Source organism: Burkholderia sp. Bp8994, from assembly GCF_003853805.1.
Lineage (GTDB): Bacteria > Pseudomonadota > Gammaproteobacteria > Burkholderiales > Burkholderiaceae > Burkholderia.
This window is the reverse complement of sequence record NZ_QTQH01000023.1, coordinates 81,971-107,199: the sequence shown is the minus strand read 5'-3', so window position 1 is coordinate 107,199 and position 25,229 is coordinate 81,971. Positions and strand designations below refer to the sequence as shown.

General features: G+C 66.8%; 16 protein-coding genes and 1 tRNA gene. 9 read left to right on the top strand and 8 right to left on the bottom strand.

Going from position 1 to position 25,229, the window contains the following annotated elements:
• Positions 1-147: 147 nt before the first annotated feature.
• The gene (locus DIE04_RS24340) at positions 148-612 is read right to left on the bottom strand and encodes a rhodanese-like domain-containing protein (protein WP_044849104.1); all 465 of its coding nucleotides are present in this window, start codon (positions 610-612) and stop codon (positions 148-150) included.
• A 405-nt stretch (positions 613-1,017) separates the two neighbouring features.
• Between DIE04_RS24340 and glnA the strand changes: the two genes are divergently transcribed.
• The 4 genes from glnA (at position 1,018) to DIE04_RS24320 (ending at position 7,506) form a co-directional block, all read left to right on the top strand.
• Positions 1,018-2,433 (top strand): type I glutamate--ammonia ligase, encoded by a 1,416-nt coding sequence (glnA, locus tag DIE04_RS24335; RefSeq protein ID WP_044849105.1) that lies wholly within the window; start codon positions 1,018-1,020, stop codon positions 2,431-2,433.
• 161 nt (positions 2,434-2,594) lie between these two features.
• Positions 2,595-3,737, top strand: coding sequence for a nitrogen regulation protein NR(II) (gene glnL / locus DIE04_RS24330; RefSeq protein ID WP_044849106.1), 1,143 nt, complete (start codon positions 2,595-2,597; stop codon positions 3,735-3,737).
• Between the two features lie 46 nt (positions 3,738-3,783).
• Positions 3,784-5,307 (top strand): nitrogen regulation protein NR(I), encoded by a 1,524-nt coding sequence (gene ntrC, locus DIE04_RS24325; RefSeq protein WP_124488324.1) that lies wholly within the window; start codon positions 3,784-3,786, stop codon positions 5,305-5,307.
• Positions 5,308-5,388: 81 nt separating this feature from the next.
• Positions 5,389-7,506 carry a prolyl oligopeptidase family protein gene (locus DIE04_RS24320; protein ID WP_124522163.1) on the top strand — a complete coding sequence of 706 codons (2,118 nt, stop codon included), beginning with the start codon at positions 5,389-5,391 and terminating at the stop codon, positions 7,504-7,506.
• A 25-nt stretch (positions 7,507-7,531) separates the two neighbouring features.
• Here DIE04_RS24320 and xth read toward each other — a convergent pair whose 3' ends face one another.
• Positions 7,532-8,308 (bottom strand): exodeoxyribonuclease III, encoded by a 777-nt coding sequence (gene xth, locus DIE04_RS24315; RefSeq protein WP_124522161.1) that lies wholly within the window; start codon positions 8,306-8,308, stop codon positions 7,532-7,534.
• 182 nt (positions 8,309-8,490) lie between these two features.
• On the opposite strand from xth, the gene DIE04_RS24310 reads away from it, so the two are divergent.
• A tRNA-Met gene (locus DIE04_RS24310) sits at positions 8,491-8,567 on the top strand.
• 82 nt (positions 8,568-8,649) lie between these two features.
• Here the strand turns inward: DIE04_RS24310 and DIE04_RS24305 are convergent.
• Positions 8,650-9,342, bottom strand: coding sequence for an aspartate/glutamate racemase family protein (locus tag DIE04_RS24305; RefSeq protein ID WP_124488321.1), 693 nt, complete (start codon positions 9,340-9,342; stop codon positions 8,650-8,652).
• Positions 9,343-9,551: 209 nt separating this feature from the next.
• Here DIE04_RS24305 and dinB point away from each other — a divergent pair, with 209 nt between their 5' ends.
• Positions 9,552-10,934, top strand: a complete 1,383-nt coding sequence (gene dinB / locus DIE04_RS24300; RefSeq protein WP_124522846.1) for a DNA polymerase IV — start codon at positions 9,552-9,554, stop codon at positions 10,932-10,934.
• Between the two features lie 60 nt (positions 10,935-10,994).
• On the opposite strand, the gene DIE04_RS24295 is transcribed toward dinB, so the two are convergent.
• The 4 genes from DIE04_RS24295 to fixL all read right to left on the bottom strand — a co-directional run bounded on the left by DIE04_RS24295 (position 10,995) and on the right by fixL (position 17,612).
• Entirely contained in the window at positions 10,995-13,082 is a 2,088-nt protein-coding gene (locus DIE04_RS24295) for a M3 family metallopeptidase (protein WP_124522159.1), read from the bottom strand.
• 284 nt (positions 13,083-13,366) lie between these two features.
• Complete coding sequence (gene folD / locus DIE04_RS24290; RefSeq protein ID WP_124522157.1) at positions 13,367-14,224, bottom strand: bifunctional methylenetetrahydrofolate dehydrogenase/methenyltetrahydrofolate cyclohydrolase FolD; 858 nt, start codon at positions 14,222-14,224, stop codon at positions 13,367-13,369.
• A 236-nt stretch (positions 14,225-14,460) separates the two neighbouring features.
• Entirely contained in the window at positions 14,461-15,099 is a 639-nt protein-coding gene (fixJ, locus tag DIE04_RS24285) for an oxygen response regulator transcription factor FixJ (RefSeq protein WP_006493245.1), read from the bottom strand.
• Complete coding sequence (gene fixL, locus DIE04_RS24280; RefSeq protein ID WP_124522156.1) at positions 15,096-17,612, bottom strand: oxygen sensor histidine kinase FixL; 2,517 nt, start codon at positions 17,610-17,612, stop codon at positions 15,096-15,098. The genes fixJ and fixL overlap by 4 nt, the downstream gene beginning before the upstream one ends.
• A 270-nt stretch (positions 17,613-17,882) precedes the next feature.
• Here fixL and aceE point away from each other — a divergent pair, with 270 nt between their 5' ends.
• From aceE to lpdA, 3 genes are all read left to right on the top strand, one after another.
• Complete coding sequence (gene aceE / locus DIE04_RS24275) at positions 17,883-20,579, top strand: pyruvate dehydrogenase (acetyl-transferring), homodimeric type (protein ID WP_044849249.1); 2,697 nt, start codon at positions 17,883-17,885, stop codon at positions 20,577-20,579.
• Between the two features lie 70 nt (positions 20,580-20,649).
• Positions 20,650-22,302 (top strand): dihydrolipoyllysine-residue acetyltransferase, encoded by a 1,653-nt coding sequence (gene aceF, locus DIE04_RS24270; RefSeq protein WP_124488316.1) that lies wholly within the window; start codon positions 20,650-20,652, stop codon positions 22,300-22,302.
• 300 nt (positions 22,303-22,602) lie between these two features.
• Entirely contained in the window at positions 22,603-24,372 is a 1,770-nt protein-coding gene (gene lpdA, locus DIE04_RS24265; protein ID WP_124488315.1) for a dihydrolipoyl dehydrogenase, read from the top strand.
• Positions 24,373-24,580: 208 nt separating this feature from the next.
• On the opposite strand, the gene DIE04_RS24260 is transcribed toward lpdA, so the two are convergent.
• Positions 24,581-25,147: a phasin family protein gene (locus DIE04_RS24260; protein ID WP_044848197.1), complete on the bottom strand. Its 567-nt coding sequence runs from the start codon at positions 25,145-25,147 to the stop codon at positions 24,581-24,583.
• Between the last annotated feature and the right edge of the window lie 82 nt (positions 25,148-25,229).

Sequence of the window (25,229 nt, the reverse complement as noted above, 5' to 3'; positions counted from 1 at the left end):
AGGCCTGAAGGCCGCGCGCGGCGATCGCGCATGCGGGCCGTGGCACGGCCCCGCAAAAACCACGGGCCGCGCAACGCGGCCCGTCATCGGGATGTCATCGCCCGGCTCGACGATGTGGCAGTCGGGCGTGCCTGGGCGGATGCGCCGTCAGGCGCCGATCCACGGCAGTTTCCGGAAGCACCAGCCGTCGACCGTCTTGCGGTGGCCTTCGGCATCCTTGCCGCCCTCGAAGCCTTCGAGCAGGTCGAAGGCCTTCGTGAAGCCGGCCTGCGTCGACGCGACCGCGGCGAGCTTCGAACGCGCGGCGCTGCGGCACAGGAACAGGATCGGCGTATCGGCCGGGAGGGCCGCTTTCAGTTGATCGATGAATTCGGCGTTCGGCACGCCGCCCGGATAGCGCGTCCATTCGAGGTGCAGGTACTGGCCGTCGCCGACGAGCGGGCGGCCGATCCAGTCGAGCTCGGCGCGGGTGCGCACGTCGACGAGGCGTGCCGACGGGTCGAGCTGCAGCAGTTCGAATGCCTCGGCCGGCAGCAGGGCGCCGGCATAGTTGAGCGCGCCTTGGGCGCGGCGTTCTTCGGCCTTCGCGTAAAGCTGGTCGAGCGTACTCATGGCAGGAGGTCTCCGTATCGGTCAAACGAACATTCTAGCGCGGCGCCGCCGCGCCGATGTCCGCGTGCCCGGTGGCGCATGCACCGCCCACGCGCTCACCAAAAGAGTGCAGAATGGCACGAATGCACCAAAAAGATTCGTCGACGCCGTCGCCTCCCCGGGATTGCACCGTTGCGGTGCGGGGGCGCCGCCGCCGGTGCGGGGCCCGGCCCCGGAATCGCGCAGCCGGGCCCCGCTACGGCGCGGGTCGGCGTGATTCGCGTCGGTTTTGCGATGGTTGGCACGGAAGCTGCTATATAGAATTCGGTCGACCCGGGGCACGCTGCGCCAAAGCCAGACTCCGGGCAGCTCGATAAACGAGGCGGTTCCCAGTCCGCCGGAATTGTTCAATCAGGAGAAGAGGTTATGAGTAAAACCGTCGCCGACGTCATGCAGCTCGTGAAGGACGAGGACGTCAAGTTTGTCGATTTCCGCTTCACGGATACGCGCGGCAAGGAACAGCACGTGTCGGTGCCGGTTTCGGCGTTTGACGAAGACAAGTTCGAAAGCGGCCATGCATTCGACGGCTCGTCGATCGCCGGCTGGAAGGGCATCGAGGCGTCGGACATGCTGCTCATGCCGGACCCGAGCGCCGCATTCGTCGACCCGTTCTATGAAGAGTCGACCCTCGTGCTGACCTGCGACGTGGTCGAGCCGGCCGACGGCAAGGGCTACGAGCGCGACCCGCGTTCGCTCGCGAAGCGCGGCGAAGCGTACCTGAAGAGCACGGGCATCGGCGACACCGCCTACTTCGGTCCGGAACCGGAATTCTTCATTTTCGACTCGGTCCAGTGGAACACGGACATGTCGGGCTGCTTCGTGAAGATCAACTCGGAAGAAGCACCGTGGTCGTCGGCCAAGGAATTCGAAGGCGGCAACACGGGCCACCGTCCGGGCACGAAGGGCGGCTACTTCCCGGTCGCGCCGGTCGACACGTTCCAGGACATGCGTTCGGAAATGTGCCTGCTGCTCGAACAGCTCGGCATCCCGGTCGAAGTGCACCACCACGAAGTGGCGGGCCAGGGCCAGAACGAAATCGGCACGAAGTTCTCGACGCTGGTTCAGCGCGCCGACTGGACGCAATGGTCGAAGTACATCATCCACAACGTCGCGCACTCGTACGGCAAGACGGCGACGTTCATGCCGAAGCCGGTCGTCGGCGACAACGGTTCGGGCATGCACGTTCACCAGTCGATCTGGAAGGACGGCCAGAACCTGTTCGCGGGTAACGGCTACGCGGGCCTGTCGGAACTGGCGCTGTTCTACATCGGCGGCATCATCAAGCACGCCCGTGCGCTGAACGCGATCACGAACCCGACGACGAACTCGTACAAGCGTCTGGTCCCGCACTTCGAAGCACCGGTCAAGCTCGCGTACTCGGCGCGCAACCGTTCGGCATCGATCCGCATTCCGCACGTGTCGAACCCGAAGGGTCGCCGTATCGAAACGCGCTTCCCGGATCCGATGGCGAACCCGTACCTGTGCTTCACGGCGCTGATGATGGCCGGCCTCGACGGGATCCAGAACAAGATCCATCCGGGCGAAGCCGCCGACAAGAACCTGTACGACCTGCCGCCGGAAGAGGACGCAAAGATCCCGACCGTCTGCGCAGGCCTCGACCAGGCACTGGAAGCGCTCGACAAGGATCGCGAGTTCCTGACGCGCGGTGGCGTGTTCACCGACGGCATGATCGATGCGTACCTCGCGCTGAAGGAGCAGGAGCTGGCGAAGTTCCGCATGACGACGCATCCGATCGAGTTCGAGATGTACTACTCGCTGTAATCGGCGATGGCGCTTCGATTCAGCGCCGTCATGCCGGTTCGTTCCCGTCGCGTGGCCTGCGGCGGGAACCGCGGAGTCTGAAGGGGGACGGCGTCCAGCCGTCCCTTTTTTGTTCCGAAAATTTCCAATTTCCGACCCGGTAACGCGCGACGACACGCACGATGGCTCTGAAGAATCTCATCAAGGCGAAGACGGGGCAGCCCGAGCGACTGACGGAAGACGAGCGGCTCGCGCGCTCGGGCCTGCTTGCGGGGCTGGAAGCGCTGCCGACGGCCGTGATCGTGCTCGACCGCAAGACGCTGCGGGTCGCGTTCGCGAACCCGTCCGCGGAGGCGATGCTCGACATCTCGCGCCGGCAGCTCGCGCAGCGGCCGTGGGGCGAGATTTTCCCCAATGCGAACGAACTCGCGTCGACGATCACCGCGATCGGCCAGGAGCGCTTTCACGCGACGCATCTCGATACCGTGCTCGACCGGCCCGGCCGCGAGCCGCTGCACGTGCATGCGATCGTCGGCTTCCTCGAGACCGTGCCCGATTTCGTGCTCGTCGAGCTGTTCGAGAACGAACGGCAGTCGCGCACCGATCGCGAGGAGCGCATCCACGACCTGACCGCGGTCAACAAGCAACTGATCCGCAACCTCGCGCACGAGATCAAGAACCCGCTCGGCGGCATTCGCGGTGCAGCCCAGCTGCTCGAATTCGAACTGAGCGGGCGCGAGCGCGGCGAGTTGCGCGAATACACGCAGGTGATCATCAAGGAGTCCGACCGCCTGCAGACGCTCGTCGACCGGTTGCTGGAGCCGCATCGGCATCCGCACATCGTCGGCGACGTGAACATTCATGAAGTATGCGAACGCGTGCGCGCGGTGATGCTCGCGGAATTTCCGCGCGGGCTCACCATCGAGCGCGACTACGACGTGAGCGTGCCGGACTTGCGCGGCGACAAGGAGCAGCTGATCCAGGCGCTGCTGAACATCGTGCGCAACGCGGCGCAGGCGCTGCGCGAGCGGATCGCGCAGGGCGACGCGAAGATCGAGCTGCGCACGCGTATCGCACGCAAGGTGACGATCGCGAAGCGCCTGTACAGGCTGGCACTGGACTTGCACGTGGTCGACAACGGGCCCGGCATTCCGGAGGAGATCCGCGACCGGATCTTCTACCCGCTCGTGTCCGGGCGCGACGACGGCAGCGGCCTCGGCCTCACGCTCGCGCAGACGTTCGTGCAGCAGCACGACGGGATGATCGAGGTCGAGAGCCGGCCCGGTCGTACCGAATTTCAGATCCTGCTGCCGCTCGATCATTGAGCGGCGGCATGGCGATTCACCGGATTCACCCATACCTGACCGACCTATGAAGCCGATCTGGATAGTAGACGACGATCAATCGATCCGCTGGGTGCTCGAAAAGGCACTCGCCCGGGACAGCTTCGCGACGAAGAGCTTCGCGAACGTGCGCGACGCGCTGGCCGCGCTCGACCACGAGACGCCGCAGGTGCTCGTGTCCGACATCCGGATGCCGGGCGGCTCCGGCCTCGAGCTGTTGCAGGCGATGCACGAGCGCCTGCCGGGCCTGCCCGTCATCATCATGACGGCGTTCTCCGATCTCGACAGCGCCGTCGCGGCGTTTCAGGGCGGCGCGTTCGAATATCTCGCGAAGCCGTTCGACGTCGACAAGGCGGTCGAGCTGATTCGCCGCGCGGTCGAGGAGAGCCTGCGCGGCGGCGCGCCGCAGGACGAGCGTGTGGCCGAAGCGCCCGAGATGCTCGGCCAGGCGCCCGCGATGCAGGACATGTTCCGCGCGATCGGCCGCCTGTCGCACTCGGCCGCGACCGTGCTGATCACCGGCGAGTCTGGCACCGGCAAGGAGCTCGTCGCGCGGGCGCTGCACCGTCACAGCCCGCGGGCCAACGGGCCGTTCATCGCACTGAACACCGCGGCGATTCCGAAGGACCTGCTCGAATCCGAACTGTTCGGCCACGAGCGCGGCGCGTTCACCGGCGCGCAGACGACGCGCCAGGGCCGCTTCGAGCAGGCCGAGAACGGCACGCTGTTCCTCGACGAAATCGGCGACATGCCGTTCGACCTGCAGACGCGCCTGTTGCGCGTGCTGTCGGACGGCCAGTTCTATCGGGTCGGCGGCCACAACCCGCTGCGCGCGAACGTGCGCGTGATCGCCGCGACGCACCAGAATCTCGAGTCGCGCGTGCGGCAGGGGCTGTTCCGCGAGGACCTTTACCACCGGCTCAACGTGATCCGGCTGCGGCTGCCGCCGCTGCGCGAACGCAGCGAGGACATCGCGCTGCTCACGCGCCACTTCCTGCAGAAGAGCGCGCGCGATCTCGGCGTCGAGCCGAAGCGCGTGTCCGACGAAGCGCTCGCGTATCTGACGTCGCTCACGTTTCCGGGCAACGTGCGTCAGCTCGAGAATCTCGCGAACTGGCTGACCGTGATGGCGCCCGCGCAGACGGTCGAGATCAAGGACCTGCCGCCCGACCTCGTGCCGGCAGGCGCGCCGGTGACGGCGACGGCCGACGGCGTGGATGCGCACGCCGGCACCGGCATGGGCGGTGGCGACATCGCGCGCGTGCAGCCGGCGGCGGGAGCGCCGTTGACGGCAGCCCCCGTCGCGGCCGCGCCGAATGGCGCACCGGCCGGCTATCCGATGTGGGAAAGCGGGCTGCGCACGGAAGTCGCGCGGCTGTTGCGCGAGAATTCGGCCGACGTGATGGACGAGCTCGCGCGCCGCTTCGAGGCGGCCGTGATCCGCGAGGCGCTCGATTTCACGCGCGGCCGCAAGGTCGAGGCGGCAGAGCGGCTCGGCATCGGCCGCAACACGATCACGCGCAAGATCCAGGAACTGCATCTGGAGCCGTAAAGCCTCTGTCGCGGCATGCGCGTGCGTCGCGCATGCCGCGATCGGACATAATCGCGGTTTGCCGTCACGTGCGCTCCCGTCATGTCCGATTCCTTCCGCTGGCCCACCGGGGCCGATCCCTTCCGTTTTCTCGAAGCGCTCGACAGCAAGCGTGCCCGTGCGTGGGTCGACGAGCAGAACGCGCGCACACGGGTCGCGCTGCGCGACGACGATGCGTATCGCGCGTTGACCGCGCGGCTCGCGCAGGCGTATCTGCCGCGCGAACGCCCGGTGATTCCGACCCGCTGGCGCGACTGGGCGTACGACCTGTGGCAGGACGATCTCCATCCGAAGGGACTGTGGCGCCGCGCGCGCTGGGACGACTGGCGCGCGGGCCGGCCCGAGTGGGAAACGCTGCTCGACGTCGACGCGCTCGGCGCGCAAGAGGGCGAGTCGTGGGTGTTCGAGCAGGACGCGATCCTGTACCCGGACGGCGACCGCGCGCTGCTGTCGTTGTCGCCGGGCGGCGCCGACGCGGTCGTCGTGCGCGAATTCGACCTCGTGCAGCGCCGTTTCGTCGACGGCGGCTTCACGATCGACGTGCCCGGGAATCACACGATAGGCTGGATCGACCGCGATACCGTCTACGTGAGCTGGGATCGCGGCGAGGCGCATGCGACCGCCGCCGGCTATCCGTACGAAGCGCGCCGCTGGGTACGCGGCACGCCGCTCGCCGATGCGCCGGTGGTGTTCCGCGGCGAACCCGACGACATCAGCGCGGGCGCGGGGTTCGATCCGATCGACGGCCGCCACGTCGCGTGGCGCAGCGTCGATTTCTTCGACGCGCATGCATACCGGCTGACCGACGCGGGCGAGTGGGCGCGCTACGACGTGCCGACGCACGTCGAGGTCGGTTTCTGGGAAGGTTGGCTGATGCTGGAGCCGCGGCTCGACTGGGACTGCGGCGGCGTGCGTCACGCGGGCGGCTCGCTGCTCGCGATCCGCGAGCAGGCGTTCCTCGCCGGGTCGCACGAACTCACGACGCTGTTCGAGCCGCGACCGACGACGTCCGCGTGCACGTGGACGCACACGAGCACGATGCTGATCGCGAGCTGGCTCGACGACGTGCACAACCGCACGATGCTGTGGCAGCCGCGCCAGGGTGAGGACGGCGCGTGGACGTGGCACGCGCGGCCGTTCGAATGGCCGGGCGACGCGCAGATCGACGTCGAGCCGGTCGAGTCGACGCTGAACGACGACGTGTACGTGGACGTCGACACCTATCTCGATCCGCCCGAATGCTGGCTCGCCGATCTGGCCGACCGCGCGGTCGATGCGCCGTCGCGTCGCGTGCTGCTCGACCGGCCGCCGGTGCGATTCGATGCGGCCGGGCTCGTCGTGCGTCGCGCGAATGCCCGCTCGCGCGACGGCACGGCCGTGCCGTACACGCTGATCGGGCCGCGTGATGCGCTCGATGGCCTGGCGCATCCCGACGGCAGCGCCCGCGTCGCGCGGCCGTGCCTGCTGTCAGGCTATGGCGGCTTCGCGATTCCGAACCTGCCGGGCTACAGCGATGCACTCGGCATCGCATGGCTCGAACGCGGCGGCGTCGCGGCGTTTGCGCACATCCGCGGCGGCGGCGAATTCGGACCGGGCTGGCACGTCGACGCGCAACGCGAGCATCGGCAGCGCTCGTTCGACGACTTCATCGCGGTGGCCGAGGACCTGATCCGCACCGGCGTGACGACGGCCGCGCAACTCGGCATCGAGGGTGGCAGCAACGGCGGGCTGCTGGTCGGCGCATGCATGGTGCAGCGCCCGGAACTGTTCGGCGCGGTGCTGTGCCGCGTGCCGTTGCTCGACATGCGGCGCTATCCGAAGCTGCACGCGGGCGCCGCATGGCTCGACGAGTACGGCGATCCGGACGATGCGCGCGAGGGCGCGGCGCTCGCCGCCTACTCGCCGTATCACCGCGTGCGCGAAGGCGTTGCGTATCCGCCGCTGCTGCTGACGACGTCGACCCGCGACGACCGCGTGCATCCCGCGCATGCGCGCAAGATGGCCGCGCGCATGCATGCGCTCGGACACGAACGGGTGTGGTACTGGGAGAACACCGACGGCGGCCACGGCAGCGCCGACGATCTGGAGCGTGCCGAATCCGATGCGGCGGAATTCGGCTTCCTGTGGGCGCATCTCGGGCCCGCGCCCGCGCGCGCTTGAGCGCAGGCGCGAGCGGGCAGGGCGTTCAACTGACGACCGCGATCACGGGCGTGTGGTCGGACGGCTGTTCCCACGTGCGCGGCACGCGATCGACCTCGCACGACGTGCAGGTTTCGGCGAGTGCCGGCGACAGCAGGATGTGGTCGATGCGCAGCCCCGCGTTGCGGCGGAACGCGAACATCCGGTAGTCCCACCACGTGAAGGTCTTCTCGGGCTGCTCGAAGCGGCGGAACGCATCGACGAAGCCGAGTTCGATCAGTTTCGCGAAATGCGCGCGCTCCTGCGGCGACACGAGGTTCTGGCCTTCCCATTTCGCCGGGTCGTGCACGTCGCGATCTTCCGGCGCGATGTTGTAGTCGCCGAGCAGCGCGAGCTTCGGGTAGCGCTGCATCTCGGTGCCCAGCCACGCCTGCAGCGCGTCGAGCCACTGCATCTTGTAGACGAACTTGTCGGAGTCGGGTGCCTGGCCGTTCGGGAAATACGCAGACACGATGCGCACGCCTTCGACCGTCACGGCGATCACGCGCTGCTGTGCGTCGTCGAAGCCGGGGATGTTGCGCACGACGTCCGATTCGTCGACGGCGAGCGTGTCGCGCGCGAGGATCGCGACGCCGTTGTAGGTCTTCTGGCCCGCGAACCAGCTGCGGTAGCCGATCGCTTCGAGATCGGCGCGCGGATATTTCTCGTCCGGCAGCTTCAGTTCCTGCAGGCACAGCACGTCGGCTCCGCTTTGCGCGAGCCAGTCGAGCACGTGCTGCTTGCGGACGTTGAGCGAGTTGACGTTCCAGGTGGCGATTTTCATGAACGGGAATGCGTGCGGGGGTGAATGCGAAGGACGCCATCTTACCGCGAGCACGGGGCGCGAACGCGCGCGACACACGACGTGAAGCCGGTGCCGTGCGTGTCGATATCGACGGCCTGCGAAGAATTTGTGACAAAAGTATTGACGTGAGTGCTTCATCACCCTATAATTTATTTCTCTGACGCGGGGTGGAGCAGTCTGGCAGCTCGTCGGGCTCATAACCCGAAGGTCGTAGGTTCAAATCCTACCCCCGCAACCAAGCACACCAGGCGATGTGCAGCGCAAGTGACCGATGCGCGCTTCGTCGACAGGAACCCGGCCCCGTGCCGGGTTTTTTGTTTTCAGCCCGCCGCCCACTCGACCGCCGCCTTTGCATGCAGCGCGGTCGTATCGAACACCGGCAGCGGCGCGTCGTCCGCGCCGATCAGCAGCGTGATTTCCGTACAGCCGAGTATCACAGCCTGTGCGCCGCGTTTCGCCAGTTCCCCGATGATCGACACGTAGGTCGCACGCGACCCGGCATCGATCACGCCGTGACACAGCTCGTCGTAGATGATCCGGTGCACGTCGTTGCGTGCGGATTCGTCCGGCACCAGCACGTCGAGGCCGAACTTGTCGCGCAGGCGCTCCGCATAGAACGGCAGCTCCATCGTGTAGCGCGTGCCGAGCAGCGCGACGCGCTCGACGCCGGCGGCGCGCAGCGCGGTGCCGGTCGGATCGGCGATGTGCAGGAACGGCAGCGATACGGCAGCCTCGATCGCGCCGTGCACGCGGTGCATCGTGTTGGTCGTCAGCACGACGAGATCGGCGCCGGCCGCTTCGAGCCGACGCGCGGCATCGGCCATCCGTTCGCCGAGCGCGGCCCAGTCCTGCGCGCGCTGCAGCGCTTCGATCTCCGCGAAATCCACCGTGACCAGCACGCTCTTCGCGTTGTGATGGCCGCCGTGCAGCGCCTTCGAATGGCGATTGATCATCCGGTAGTACTCGGCCGACGATTCCCAGCTCATTCCGCCGATGAGTCCGATCGTTTTCATCCGTCACCTGTGCGTTTCATATGTCGTGGCAGACGAGTATAGGGGGCGGCCCGGGCGCGCGGCGGTACGATCCGCGCGAAGCGGACCGGTACGGCATTGCCGGTCGGGGGTGGCCGGCGAGCGGGTGGAGGCGATCCGAGGCGTTCCGGCTGCGCCGGGCGTCGGCCGTCGGCCGAACGCGGCAGCACGCGACAGTTGAAACGGCCACTGTGTTTTTGTACAGTATCGGCACCGTGAATCCGACCATCATCCCGCCTGCCGATCCGCGCGGGTCGCCGCCCGGCGACGCGCCGTCGCGCGTGCGCAAGATCATCCACTGCGACTGCGACTGCTTTTACGCGTCGGTCGAGATGCGCGACGACCCGTCGCTGCGCAACCGGCCGCTCGCCGTCGGCGGCCGGCCCGACCAGCGCGGCGTGATCGCGACCTGCAACTACGAGGCGCGGCGCTACGGCGTGCATTCCGCGATGTCGTCGGCGCTCGCGATGCGCAAGTGTCCGGACCTGCTGATCCTGCCGTCCGCGATGGACAAATACCGTGCGGCGTCGCGGCAGATCATGGCGATCTATCGCGACTACACGCACGACGTCGAGCCGCTGTCGCTCGACGAGGCGTACCTCGACGTCAGCGGTTCGCAGCTGTGCCAGGGCAGCGCTACGCTGATTGCGCGGGAGATTCGCCAGCGCGTGTACGACACGGTCGGCGTGACGGTGTCGGCGGGTGTCGCGCCGAACAAGTTCATCGCGAAGATCGCGTCCGACTGGAACAAGCCCGACGGTCTGTTCGTCGTGCGGCCGCACGAGGTCGATGCGTTCGTCGCGGCGCTACCGGTGCGCAAGCTGCACGGCGTCGGCCAGGTGACGGCCGCGCGGCTCGACCGGCTGGGCATCCAGACCTGCGCGCAGTTGCGCGGCTGGTCGCTGATCGACCTGCATCGCGAGTTCGGTGCGTTCGGCCGGCGGCTGTACCAGCTGGCGCGCGGCATCGACGAGCGGCCGGTGCGGGCCGACCAGGAGCGCAAGTCGGTCAGCGTCGAGACGACCTACGTGACCGACCTGACGACGCTCGAGCAATGCGCGGACGAGATCCGCCGCCTCGTCGTGCAGCTCGACGCGCGCATCGCACGCGCGGGCGCGGCCCGCACGATCCGCAAGCTGTACGTAAAGATCCGCTTCGCCGATTTCCAGCGTACGACGGTCGAGTGCGTGGCCGACGCGACGAACGCGCAGACGGCCGTCACGCTGCTCGCGAAGGGGCTGCAACGGCGCGCGCAGGCCGTGCGGTTGCTCGGCGTGGGCGTGCGCATCGACGAGGACACGGCCGAGCGTCACGGGCAGTTTTCGCTGTTCGATGACGATGCGGACGAGGGGGCTGATACTGACGGCGCTGCCGCTGCCGCTGCCGCTGCCGCTGCCGCTGCCGCTGCCAACGCCAACGCCAACGCCAACGCCAACGCCAACGCCAACGCCAACGCCAACGCCAACGCCAACGCGGAAACCGACGCAATCGACCCGAACGACCCGAACGACCCGAACGACCCGAACGAGGCGAACGCCGACAACGCCGCCAACGACAAAACCTCCGCGCCATGAAAAAAGGCACCGCCGCAGCGGTGCCTTTCGACGCAGCCGGACAAGCCGGACAGCGCGCGCTCAGTGCGCGGGCGAGGCCATCCCGTTGTGACGCAGCAGCGCGTCGATTTCCGGCTCGCGGCCGCGGAACGCCTTGAACGAATCCATCGCCGGCCGGCTGCCGCCGACTTCGAGGATTTCGCGGCGATAGCGCGTGCCGGTCGCCGCGTCGAGCACGCTGCCGCTGGCGGCGGCCGCTTCCTCGAACGCCGCGTACGCGTCGGCCGACAGCACCTCGGCCCACTTGTAGCTGTAGTAGCCGGCCGCATAGCCGCCCGCGAAGATGTGGCTGAACGTGTTCGGCCAGCGCGAGAACGCGGCCTGCGGGATCACGTGGTAGCGCTCGTTGATCTCGCGCGCGAACGCATTCACGCCGGTCGTGCCGGACGGGTCGAAGTCGACGTGCAGCAGCATGTCGAACATCGAGAACACGATCTGGCGCAGCGTGCCGAGGCCGCTCTGGAAGTTCTTCGCGGCGATCATCTTGTCGAACAGCTCGCGCGGCAGCGCGGCGCCCGTATCGACGTGCGACGACATCGACGACAGCACGTCCCATTCCCAGCAGAAGTTTTCCATGAACTGCGACGGCAGCTCGACCGCATCCCATTCGACGCCGTTGATGCCCGACACGCCGAGCTCGTCGACGCGCGTGAGCATGTGATGCAGCCCGTGGCCGAATTCATGGAACAGCGTGATGACCTCGTCATGCGTGAAGCAGGCGGGCTTGCCGCCGACGGGTGCCGAGAAGTTGCAGGTCAGGTACGCGACCGGCGTCTGCACGGTGTCGCCGCGCTTGGCGCGCGCACGCGCATCGTCCATCCACGCGCCGCCGCGCTTGCCTTCGCGTGCGTACAGGTCGAGATAGAACTGCGCGACGAGCGAGCCGTCGCGGTTCTCCACGCGGAAGAAGCGCACGTCCTTGTGCCACACCGGTGCGTCGTCCGGCTTGATCCGCACGCCGAACAGCGTTTCGGTGACGTTGAACAGGCCCTTCAGCACGGCCGGTTCCGGGAAGTACTGCTTGACCTCGTTTTCCGAGAACGCGTAGCGCTGCTGACGCAGCCGCTCGGCCGCGAACGCGACGTCCCACGGAGCGAGCTCGGTCAGGCCGAGTTCCTTCGCGGCGAACGCGCGCAGTTCGTCCCAGTCCTTGTCCGCGTGCGGACGCGCGCGCGTCGCGAGATCCTCGAGGAACGCGATCACCTGTTGCGGCGATTCGGCCATCTTCGGCGCGAGCGATACTTCGGCGAAGTTGCGGTAGCCGAGCATCTGCGCCTCTTCGCGGCGCAGCTTAAGCTCGTCCGCGACGATCGCCGTGTTGTCCCACTCGGCCTTGCCGCCGCCGTATTGCGGCCCGAGTTCGGACGCGCGCGTCGCATACGCGCGGTACAGCGTCTCGCGCATCGCACGGTTCTCGGCGTACTGCAGCACCGGGAAGTAGGACGGAAAGTGCAGCGTGAACTTCCAGCCTTCCTTGCCTTCCTTCTGCGCGGCCTCGCGGGCCGCTTCGATCGCATCGCCCGGCAGGCCGGCCAGCTCGGCCTCGTCCTGCGCGAAATACGCATACGCGTTGGTCGCGTCGAGCACGTGGTCGGAGAATGCCTTCGACAGCGCGGCCTGCTGCTCCTGCAATTCCGCGAAACGCGGCTTCTGATCCTCGGGCAGCTCGGCGCCCGACAGGCGGAAATCGCGCAGGGCGTTGTCGAGGATCTTCTTGCGCTCGGCGGACAGCGTCGCGTATTCGGCGCTCGCGGCGATCGCCTTGTACTTCTCGTACAGCGCGAGGTTCTGGCCGACGCTCGACCAGAATTCGGTCACGCGCGGCAGGTTTTCGCCGTACGCGGCGCGCAGCTCCGGCGTATCGGCGACCGCGTTCAGGTGGCCGACGACGCCCCATGCGCGCCCGAGCGGCTCCGTCGCCTGCTCGACCGTCTCGACGATCGCGGCCCAGGTCGCCGGCGTCGCGGGTGCGCTCGCCGTGTCGACCGCGCGGTTGGCGGCATCGAGCAGCGTGTCGAGCGCGGGCGTCACGTGTTCCGGACGAATCTCGCCGAAGCGGGGCAGGCCGGAGAAATCGAGGAGCGGATTGGTATTGGCGCTGGCGGACATTAAGACTCCCTGTCTGTTGCCGGATGAACCGGGGTGAAAAGGGTGAGGCGCGATGCGGCGGCGCCCGATATCGACATTATTGGGGCGCAACGCGCGCTTTCCAATCGTTAGTTTCTAACGAGGCGATTGACGGAGCGCGACGCGGAGCCGGAAAGGGTCGAAAGGGGCGGAATGAAGCGGAGCGCGGCAGTGTGGCAGGGCGCTGACGCGGCCGCGGCGGGCGGCCGGCGGGACGCCGGCGCACGCATGCGCGCCGGCTGGACGGGCGAGAGGGTCGAAGGCGCTCAGGCGGCCGCGGCGGCGCGCTCGGCGGCTTCGATCGTGTTGATCAGCAGCATCGTGATGGTCATCGGGCCGACGCCGCCCGGCACCGGCGTGATGTGGCCGGCGACTTCCTTCACGCCGGCGAAGTCGACGTCGCCGCACAGCTTGCCCGCGTCGTCGCGGTTCATGCCGACGTCGATCACCGTCGCACCCGGCTTGACCATGTCGGCCGTCAGGATGTTGCGCTTGCCGACCGCGGCGACCACGACGTCGGCCTGGCGCGTGTGCGCGGCGAGGTCGCGCGTCTTGCTGTGGCAGATCGTCACGGTCGCGCCGGCTTCGAGCAGCAGCATCGCCATCGGCTTGCCGACGATGTTCGAGCGGCCGATCACGACGGCGTTGGCGCCTTGCAGCGGGATGCCGTGCGCTTCGAACATCTTCATCACGCCGTACGGCGTGCACGGGCGGAACAGCGGCTTGCCCGTCATCAGTGCGCCGGCGTTCGCGACGTGGAAACCGTCGACGTCCTTCTCCGGCGCGATCGCCTCGATCACCTTGTGGCTATCGATGTGCGCGGGCAGCGGCAGCTGGACCAGGATGCCGTGGATCTTCGGGTCGCGGTTCAGTTCGTCGATGCGCGCGAGCAGGTCGGCTTCCGACAGCGTGTCGGGGTACGCATCCTTCAGCGAGAAGAAGCCGTTGTCCTCGCACGCCTTGATCTTGTTGCGCACGTAGACTTCGCTCGCCGGGTTGGCGCCGACGAGGATCACCGCGAGGCCGGGCTGGTGGCCGCGTGCGGTCAGGGCGGCGGCGCGTTCGGCGGCCTGCGCGCGCAAGGTCTTCGAGAGGGCGTTGCCGTCGATGAGGAGGGCTGTCATGGTGGTGGTCCTGCCGGGAAGTTGGAATGCGGGCGTACGGCGCGCGAAACGCCGCAGCAAAACACGGAATTATACCGGTCGCCTGCCGTCGTCCGACAGCGAATACAAGGAAAGCGTCATGGCGGCGGTGCCGGCGCCCCGGGAGGCGGCGCCGTGCCGTGCCGCGCGAGTGGGCCGCATCGCGCGGCGCGGCGGTGCGGCCGGCCGGGCAGGCGCCCGGCGGCCGCGCGCAACGTTCAGGCCTGCTTCTTCGACAGCGCGAGGCGCAGCAGATCGGCGACCGTGTTGACGTTGAGCTTTTCCATGATGTTCGCGCGGTGCGCTTCGACCGTCTTGATGCTGATCCCGAGATCGTCGGCGATCTGCTTGTTCAGGCGGCCGGCGATGATCCGCTCGAGCACCTGCTGCTCGCGCGCGGTCAGCTTCGACAGGCGCTCGCTCGCGGCGCGCTGTTCCTGGACGCTCTTGCTTTCGCTTCGGGCCTTGTCGAGCATCCGCTCGACGAGCTTGCGCAGCTCGGCCTCGTCGAACGGTTTCTCGATAAAGTCCATCGCACCCTTTTTCATCGTCGACACGGCCATCGGCACGTCGCCGTGGCCCGTGACGAAGATGATCGGCAGCGCGGCGTTGTCGGCGATCAGGCGCTCCTGCAGCTCGAGGCCGCTCATGCCTGACATCCGCACGTCGAGGATCAGGCAGGCGATCTGGCCGGCCTGCTGCGCCGGCTGGTACGCATCGAGGAACTGCTCGGCGCTCGAGAAACATTGCACGCGATAGCCGTTCGCCTCCAGCAGCCAGCGCAGCGAGTCCCGTACGGCCTCGTCGTCGTCGACGACGAAGACAGTTTCCTGAGTGGTGGTGACAGGGCTATTCATAGTTCTCCCGTAACGGTATGTGATGCCGATGCCTCGCGCCCCCCTTGGCCGAGATCAGCGGGTTCCCCAATGGGCAGGCTGCAGTGGAATGTCGCGCCGGAAATGCGGCCGTCCGGTTCGACATTGTTGACCACCCACAGACGCCCCCGATGCGATTCGATGATCGAACGGCAGATGTTCAGCCCCATGCCCATGCCGTCGGACTTGGTGCTGTAAAACGGTTCGAACAGGCGTTCGGCGGTCGCTTCGTCGACGCCCGGACCCTGGTCGATCACGCGGACGTCGACGAAACCCGCGTCGATGTCGGCGACGACGCGGATCACGCCGTCCGCCGACGCCGGCTTCACGTCGGCCATCGCCTCGGCCGCGTTCTTCATCAGGTTCACGAGCACCTGCTCGATCAGCACGGGGTCGACATAAATAATAGGCATTCTTGCGAGGATTTCCGTGACGATCCGGATCCTGCGCTTCCTGGCCTCGATTTCGGCGAGCCCGACTGCGTCGGCGACGATGTCCGCGACCCGCGCCGGCTGGCGCTTCGGCTCGCTGCGCTTCACGAATTCGCGGATCCGCTTGACGATCATCCCCGCGCGCAGCGCCTGCTGCGCGGTCTTTTCCAGCGCGGGCTGCAGCGTCTCGGGCGTGCCGCGGCCGCTTTTCACGAGCGCGAGCGTGCCCGAGCAATAGTTGTTGATCGCGGCAAGCGGCTGATTCAATTCGTGCGCAATCGACGACGCCATTTCACCCATCGTCATCAATCGGCTCGTGAACTGCAGCTTCTCTTCCTGCTGGTGCGCGAGTTCCTGCGCCTTCTTGCGGGTCGTGATGTCGGTCGCGATCTGCATCTGCGCGAGGTGGCCGTCCACCCACTGGATGTACTGGCGGCGCACCTCGAACCACTTCTGGATGCTCTCGACGTACACCTCCTGCGCGTCTGCCGTGCTGCTCGTCAGCGCGGCGGCCGGCAGGCCGGCGAACGCATCGACCATGTCGATCGAGTCGGACGACGCCTGCGCGCGGTCGAAGCCGCCGCCCGACAGCTCGAGGTGGCCGTCCGGGCGGATCCCGAACAGGTGGCGGTAGTAGCGGTTCGCGAACAGCAGCTCGGCTTCGTCGGCGGCCAGCACCGATACCGCGGCGTCGAGGCTTTCGAGCACCGTCGTGAAGCGCTCGTGCGCGGCCGCGAGTTCCTCGCGCGCGCGCTTCGGCTCGGTGATGTCGGTCATCGACGACATCCAGCCGGTCTGGCGGCCCGAGCTGTCGATCAGCGGCGAAACGTAGAGGCGCGCATGGAACAGCGTGCCGTTCTTGCGCCGCACGCGCAGTTCGAAGCCCGAGCTCGGTGCTTTGCCGCGCAGCGTCATGTCGAGCTGGCGCTGCATTTCGGGATACGAGTCGCGCGGCCAGTAGGGGAACGGTGCGACCTTGCCGACGAGGTCGGTTTCGTCCCAGCCCGTCATCCGGCAGAACGCGGGGTTCACGTGCGTGATGCGGCCGTGCATGTCGAGCACGCGCATGCCGATCAGCACCGAATTCTCCATCGCGCGGCGGAAGAACGCCTCAGCGTACAGCGCCTGCTGTGCCTCGAAGCGTTGGCGCGTGTGCTTCCACAGGCTCCAGAGGCTCCACAGCACGAAGCACGACAGGCCGGCCACGAGCCACACGAGCGTGTTGTTGGTCAGGTTCGTGAGCTGCGGGAACGCGTACACGCGCACGGTCAGCCCCTGGCCGGGCGGGTCGAGCGGCAGGTCGTAGTGGGAGTCGCGCGGCAGGCGCGGGCGCGTCGACGTGGACGACAGCTCGCGGTTGTTCGAGTCGGTGATCGAGATCTTGTACTTCGACGACAGCTCCTGCGGGATGTCGTGCTTCAGGATCCCTTCGACCGAGAACACCGCGGCGAGCGAGCCGAGATATTCGCGGTCGCCGCGCATCACGGGCGTCTGCAGCGTGATGAAGCCGTTGCCGAAGTCGTCGTAGATCAGCGGCGAATAGGCCTGGCGGCGCGTGCTGCGCGCTTCGTCGTACGCGCCGCGCACGGCGTCCTGCATCTGCGCGTCGCCGGGTTTCGCGAGCCGCTGGCCGAGCAGCGGAGGATGCACGGTCGGCCAGCGCTGCACGCCGGGCGCGGTGTACCAGTTCAGATAGAGGATTTCCGGATGCGTCTGCATCACGTCCGCGACGGCCATCTGGAATGCGTTCTGGTCGAGGCGGCCGGACGCGAGATCGCGCGACAGCGCCTGCAGTTGCTCCTGCGCGCCCGTCATCGACAGGCGGATCTGCTGCTGCGCCCACGCGACGTTACGGAACAGGGTGTCTTCCTGCTGCTGCTGTTCGCGGCGATTGAGGCTCCATAGAATGAGGCTCATCACCACGAGGAACACGAGGATCGACAGCAGCGGCGTCAGCAAATAGGAATTGGACCACCACGGTCCGTGGTGCCAGCGGGACGGCTGCGACTCCGCCGGCGGGCCCGACGGTCGCGCCGAGCGTGCGAAAAGCCGATCGGTCAACATGGCAGGATTGTAGCGCAGCGCAATACATGGAAAACCTATACCGGATATGTTGAACGGAAACGGATTTATGCCCGCGGCGCGTGCCGCAGAGGCCCGCCGCAAGGGTGCAGCGCAGCAATATTCCGCATTACGAGAAAAGATCTCATAATTCGAAAATTCTGTTGCGCGGGGCCGGCGACGCTCATTACAATCCGTCGGAGCTTGCCCGCAGGCCGCGCCGCGTCGTCTGCACGAGAGCGATCCTCACATTCCAGGACCCAGGAGACGAGAATGTCCGCTGTACCGAACGAAGTGATGAAATATGTCGCCGCCGAACGTGACGACGACCCGCAAGAAACCGTTGAATGGCTCGAGTCGCTCGACGGCGTGATCTCGTCGGTGGGCACCGGCCGCGCGCATTACCTGATCGAAAAGCAGATCGAGTTCGCCCGCATGCACGGCGAACACCTGCCGTTCTCCGCCAACACCCCGTACATCAACACGATCCCGGTCGAAGCCCAGGCGAAGATTCCGGGCGACCAGGACCTCGAGCACCGCATCCGTTCGTACACGCGCTGGAACGCGCTGGCGATGGTGCTGCGCGCCGGCAAGGACACGAACGTCGGCGGCCACATCGCGTCGTTCGCATCGGCCGCGACGCTCTACGACGTCGGCTACAACCACTTCTGGCACGCGGCGTCCGACCAGCACGGCGGCGATCTCGTGTTCGTGCAGGGCCACTCGTCGCCGGGCGTGTACTCGCGCGCGTTCCTGCTCGGCCGCCTGTCGGAAGAGCAGCTCGACAACTTCCGCCAGGAAGTCGACGGCAAGGGCATCTCGTCGTACCCGCACCCGTGGCTGATGCCGGACTTCTGGCAGTTCCCGACGGTGTCGATGGGTCTCGGCCCGATCATGGCGATCTACCAGGCACGCTTCATGAAGTACCTGGAATCGCGCGGCATCGCGAAGACCGCCGGCCGCAAGGTCTGGGCGTTCCTCGGCGACGGCGAGACGGACGAGCCGGAATCGCTCGGCGCGATCGGCATGGCGAGCCGCGAGAAGCTCGACAACCTCGTGTTCGTGATCAACTGCAACCTGCAGCGTCTCGACGGCCCGGTGCGCGGCAACGGCAAGATCATCCAGGAACTGGAATCGGAATTCCGCGGCGCCGGCTGGAACGTGATCAAGGTCATCTGGGGCAGCCGCTGGGATGCGCTGTTCGCCCGCGACAAGACGGGCGCGCTGATGCGCCGCATGATGGAAGTCGTCGACGGCGAATACCAGACGTACAAGTCGGAGTCGGGCGCGTTCGTACGCGAACACTTCTTCAACACGCCTGAACTGAAGGCGCTCGTCGCCGACTGGTCGGACGACGACATCTGGGCGCTGAACCGCGGCGGCCACGATCCGCACAAGATCTACGCGGCGTTCCACGAAGCGACCAACACGAAGGGCGCGCCGACCGTCATCCTCGCGAAGACCATCAAGGGCTACGGGATGGGCGAGTCGGGCCAGGCGATGAACATCACGCACCAGCAGAAGAAGCTGCCGGTCGAGCAACTGAAGAAGTTCCGTGACCAGTTCCGCCTGCCGATCACCGACGAGCAGATCGCCGACGTGCCGTACCTGAAGTTCGAGGAAGGCTCGAAGGAGCTCGAATACATGCGCCAGAAGCGCATGGACCTCGGCGGCTACCTGCCGCATCGCCGCGAGAAGGCGACGTCGCTGCCGGTGCCGGCGCTCGACGCATTCGAGCCGCTGCTGAAGGGCACGGGCGAAGGCCGCGAGATCTCGACGACGATGGCGTTCGTGCGGATCCTGAACATCCTGCTGAAGGACAAGGCGCTCGGCAAGCGCGTCGTGCCGATCGTCCCGGACGAATCGCGTACGTTCGGCATGGAAGGCCTGTTCCGCCAGATCGGTATCTGGAACCAGGAAGGCCAGAAGTACGTGCCGGAAGATTCCGACCAGCTGATGTTCTACAAGGAATCGGAAACCGGCCAGATCCTGCAGGAAGGCATCAACGAAGCGGGCGGCATGTGCGACTGGATCGCGGCAGCGACGTCGTATTCGACGCACGGCGAGATCATGGTGCCGTTCTACATCTTCTATTCGATGTTCGGCTTCCAGCGGATCGGCGACCTGGCATGGGCGGCGGGCGACATGCGCTCGCGCGGCTTCCTGCTCGGCGGTACCGCGGGCCGCACGACGCTGAACGGCGAAGGCCTGCAGCACGAAGACGGTCACTCGCTCCTGTGGGCCGCATCGGTGCCGAACTGCATCAGCTACGACCCGACGTTCGGCTACGAACTCGCGGTGATCGTCCAGGACGGCCTGCGCCGCATGGTGCAGGAGCAGGAAGACGTGTACTACTACATCACGGTGATGAACGAGAACTACGAGCACCCGGCGATTCCGCAGGGCGAGCACGTAGCGGCCGACATCATCAAGGGCATGTACGCGTTCAAGAAGGCCGACGCGGACGCGAAGGCGCCGCGCGTGCAATTGCTCGGCGCGGGCACGATCTTCAACGAAGTGATCGCTGCCGCCGACCTGCTGAAGAACGACTGGGGCGTCGCGGCCGACCTGTGGAGCGTGCCGAGCTTCACCGAACTCGCGCGTGAAGGCCACGAGATCGAGCGCTGGAACCTGCTCCATCCGACCGAGGAGCGTCGCCTGTCGCACGTGCAGAAGTGCCTGAAGGACACGCAGGGTCCGGTCATCGCGTCGACCGACTACGTGCGCGCGCTGGTCGACCAGATCCGCGGCCAGATCGACCGCCGCTTCGTCGTGCTGGGCACGGACGGCTTCGGTCGTTCGGACACCCGCGAGAAGCTGCGTCACTTCTTCGAAGTCGACCGTCACTGGGTCACCGTCGCCGCGCTGAACGCGCTGGCCGACGAAGGCACGATCGAGCGCAAGGTGGTCGCGGACGCGATTGCCAAGTACAACCTCGATCCGTCCAAGCCCAACCCGATGACCGTTTAACGCACACGCGCCGTGTGATGCCGCGCGCCGCTTCCGGGAGGGGCGCGCGCGGCCATGGAGACACAAAAAGATGAGTCAAGCGATCGAAGTGAAGGTGCCGGATATCGGCGATTACAAGGACGTGCCCGTCATCGAGGTGCTCGTGAAGGTGGGCGACACGGTCGAGCCCGAGCAGTCGCTCGTCACGCTCGAGTCGGACAAGGCGACGATGGACGTCCCGAGCCCGGCAGCCGGCACGGTCAAGGAAGTGAAGATCAAGGTGGGCGATTCCGTGTCGGAAGGCTCGCTGATCGTCCTGCTCGAAGGCGGCGCCGCGGCGCAGGTGAACGGTGCGGCCGCGCCGGCAGCCGCACCGGCTCCGGCGGCAGCGCCCGCACCCGCGCCGGCTGCGGCAGCGCCGGCTGCCGCGCCGGCCACGTCGGGCGGCACGCTCGAGGTGAAGGTGCCGGACATCGGCGACTACAAGGACGTCCCGGTGATCGAGATCGGCGTGAAGGTCGGCGACACGGTCGAGAAGGAGCAATCGCTCGTCACGCTCGAGTCCGACAAGGCGACGATGGACGTGCCGAGCCCGGCCGCAGGCGTCGTGAAGGAAATCAAGGTCAAGGTGGGCGATTCGGTGTCCGAAGGCACGCTGATCGTGCTGCTCGACGCCGCTGGCGGCGCGCCTGCCGCCGCGCCGCAGGCGAGCGCGCCGGCTCCGGCCGCTGCCGCGCCGGCACCCGCCGCCGCACCGGCACCCGCGAAGGCTGCACCGGCTCCGGCTGCTGCCGCGCCGGCCGCCGCAACGTCGGGCGAGTACCGCGCGAGCCACGCATCGCCGTCCGTGCGCAAGTTCGCGCGCGAGCTCGGCGTGGAAGTCGCACGCGTTCAGGGTACCGGTCCGAAGGGCCGCATCACTAAGGACGACATCACCGGCTTCGTGAAGGGCGTGATGACGGGCCAGCGCGCGGCACCGGCCGCGGCAGCCGCGCCGGCAGGCGGCGGCGAGCTGAACCTGCTGCCGTGGCCGAAGGTCGACTTCTCGAAGTTCGGCCCGTTCGAGGCGAAGCCGCTGTCGCGCATCAAGAAGATCTCGGGCGCGAACCTGCATCGCAACTGGGTGATGATCCCGCACGTCACGAACAACGACGAAGCGGACATCACCGAGCTCGAAGCGCTGCGCGTGCAGCTGAACAAGGAGCACGAGAAGGCGGGCGTGAAGTTCACGATGCTCGCGTTCGTGATCAAGGCGGTCGTCGCCGCGCTGAAGAAGTTCCCGACCTTCAACGCGAGCCTCGACGGCGACAACCTGGTGTTCAAGCAGTACTACCACGTCGGTTTTGCCGCTGACACGCCGAACGGCCTCGTCGTGCCGGTGATCCGCGACGCGGACAAGAAGGGCCTCGTCGACATCGCGAAGGAAATGGCCGAGCTGTCGAAGGCCGCGCGCGACGGCAAGCTGAAGCCGGACCAGATGCAGGGCGGCTGCTTCTCGATCTCGTCGCTCGGCGGGATCGGCGGCACCAACTTCACGCCGATCATCAACGCCCCGGAAGTCGCGATCCTCGGGTTGTCGCGCGGGCAGATGAAGCCGGTGTGGGACGGCAAGCAGTTCGTGCCTCGGCTCACGCTGCCGCTGTCGCTGTCGTATGACCATCGCGTCATCGATGGCGCGGAAGCCGCGCGGTTCAATGCGTATCTCGGCGCGTTGCTGGCCGATTTCCGTCGCATCATTCTTTGATGAGCGTGGGAGTGGCTCGCGGGGGCGTGGGGTTGATGTCTGTGATCCTCGCCCTGTCGTTGAACCTGTTTCGCTAATGGTCTGCTAGCGTCGCCCCTGCGCGGGGCGGCGGTCACTTTTCTTTGTCCCACAGGGACTACCTTCGGGTCGTCTTCCAAAGAAAAGTAACCAAAAGAAAGGCGCGTCCTTGGGCGGACGGCAAAGGTGGTCCTGCCCAGGTTCGCGTTCTTTTGTCAGGCCGTAGTCGGTTCTTGCGGGTTTCTCCCCCTCTGTCTGCAGCTAATCAAGAAGGGGACAGTAATGAGTCTCATCGAAGTCAAGGTTCCGGATATCGGCGATTTCAGCGGCGTCGATGTCATCGAAGTCAACGTGAAGCCGGGCGACGTGATCGAAAAAGAGCAGACGCTCATCACGCTCGAATCGGACAAAGCCTCCATGGAAGTGCCCAGCGACGTCGCCGGCACGGTCAAGGAAGTCAAGGTCAAGGCCGGCGAGAAAGTCTCGCAAGGCACCGTGATCGCCATCGTCGAAGCAGCGGCAGGCGCAGCCGCGCCCGCGAAAGCAGCCGAACCCGCAAAGGCCGCAGCACCGGCTCCGGCCGCCGCGCCCGCCGCCGCCCCGGCCGTCGCTCCGCAAGCCGGCAGCTACAGCGGCTCCGCCGACATCGAATGCGACATGCTCGTGCTCGGTGCCGGCCCCGGCGGCTACTCGGCCGCATTCCGCGCAGCCGACCTCGGCATGAAGACGGTGCTCGTCGAACGTTACTCGACGCTCGGCGGCGTCTGCCTGAACGTCGGCTGCATCCCGTCGAAGGCGCTGCTGCACACGGCGCTCGTCATCGACGAAGCCGCGGCGCTCGCGTCGCACGGCATCTCGTTCGGCAAGCCGGAAGTCGATCTCGACAAGCTGCGCGACTTCAAGGGCGGCGTCGTCAAGAAGCTGACGACGGGCCTCGCCGGCATGGCGAAGGCGCGCAAGGTCGAAGTGGTCACCGGCGTCGGCGCGTTCGTCGATCCGTATCACATGGAAGTGCAGGGCGAGAACGGCAAGAAGGTCGTCAAGTTCAAGCAGGCAATCATCGCCGCCGGCTCGCAGGCCGTGAAGCTGCCGTTCATGCCGGAAGACCCGCGCGTCGTCGATTCGACGGGCGCCCTCGAACTGCGCCAGCTGCCCAAGCGCATGCTCGTGATCGGCGGCGGCATCATCGGCCTCGAAATGGCGACGGTGTATGCGACGCTCGGCGCCGAGATCGACGTCGTCGAAATGATGGACGGCCTGATGATGGGCGCGGACCGCGATCTCGTGAAGGTCTGGGAAAAGTACAACGCGAAGCGCTTCGGCAACGTGATGCTGAAGACCAAGACGGTCGGCGCGGAAGCGAAGGAAGACGGCATCTACGTGAAGTTCGAGGGCGAGAAGGCGCCGGCGGAAGCGCAGCGCTACGACCTCGTGCTGGTGGCGGTGGGCCGCAGCCCGAACGGCAAGAAGATCGGTGCCGACAAGGCAGGCGTCGCGGTCACCGACCGCGGCTTCATCGACGTCGACAAGCAGATGCGCACGAACGTCCCGCACATCTTCGCGATCGGCGACATCGTTGGCCAGCCGATGCTCGCGCACAAGGCCGTGCATGAAGGCCACGTCGCAGCGGAAGCCGCGCACGGCGAAAAGGCGTACTTCGACGCGCTGCAGATCCCGTCGGTGGCGTACACCGATCCGGAAGTGGCGTGGGCCGGCAAGACGGAAGACCAGTGCAAGGCCGAAGGCATCAAGTACGGCAAGGCCGTGTTCCCGTGGGCCGCATCGGGCCGCGCGATCGCGAACGGCCGCGACGAAGGCTTCACGAAACTGATCTTCGACGAGGAAACCCATCGCGTGATCGGCGGCGGGATCGTCGGCCTGAACGCGGGCGACCTGATCAGCGAAGTGTGTCTCGCCGTCGAGATGGGCGCGGACGCGGAAGATATCGGCAAGACGATCCATCCGCACCCGACGCTCGGCGAATCGGTCGGCATGGCCGCGGAACTGTACGAAGGCGTCTGTACGGACCTGCCGCCGCAACGCAAGAAGTAACGCGATCGGCTCGGCCGGCCTCGCGCCGGCCACGAAAAACGCCGCCGCCCGGGATACCCGGACGGCGGCGTTTTCTTTTGCCCGCGGCCGACGGCAGTGCCCGGTCCGTGCTGCGCCATCGCACCAGCGCCACCGGGATGCCCGGATGTTCCGTCGCTGGAAACAAAAAAGCCGCGCAGTGCGCGGCTTTGTCAGGAGCAGGGGACGCTTACGCGGCCGGCTTGCTCGAACGGCGCGATGCAGCAGCGCTCGCAGCCTTCGTCGCGACAGCGGCAGCCGCGTTGAAGTTCGTTTCGGCGATCTCGACGGCTTGCTTGGCAGCCTTCTGGACCGTTTCGTACGTCGTGTTCGCAGCGTTCAGTGCCGACTTCAGTGCGGCGACAGCCGTTTCCGAACCGGCCGGAGCGTTCTTCGCGACGTTGTCGACGAGTGCCTGGACCTTCTTGTTCTGCTCTTCGAATTGCGCTTCGGCAACCTTCGCGAACTCGGCTTGCGTCGACGACGCGATTTCATACAGGTGACGGCTGTACGACAGCACCTTTTCCGCGACCGGCTGCGACAGGCTCGCTTGCAGCGCGATCAGTTCCTGTGCGTCCTTCACCGACAGCAGGCGCTGCGCGTTTTCCTGGCTTTCGGTCAGCGTCGACTTCACGACCTGCAGGTTGAGTTCGATCAGCTTTTCGACGCCTTCGAACGCCTTGGTCGTCAGACCGAACAGGCTTTCGAGGTTGGCTTTCTGTGCGGCGGCGATTTGCTCGGGGGTCAGCAAGGACATGTCAAGCTCCTGAAAAGCGATCACGTCGATCGCAGGGATAAAGGGCACTACGATGGGGAACCTCGGCGCCGCGTGCTTTGTG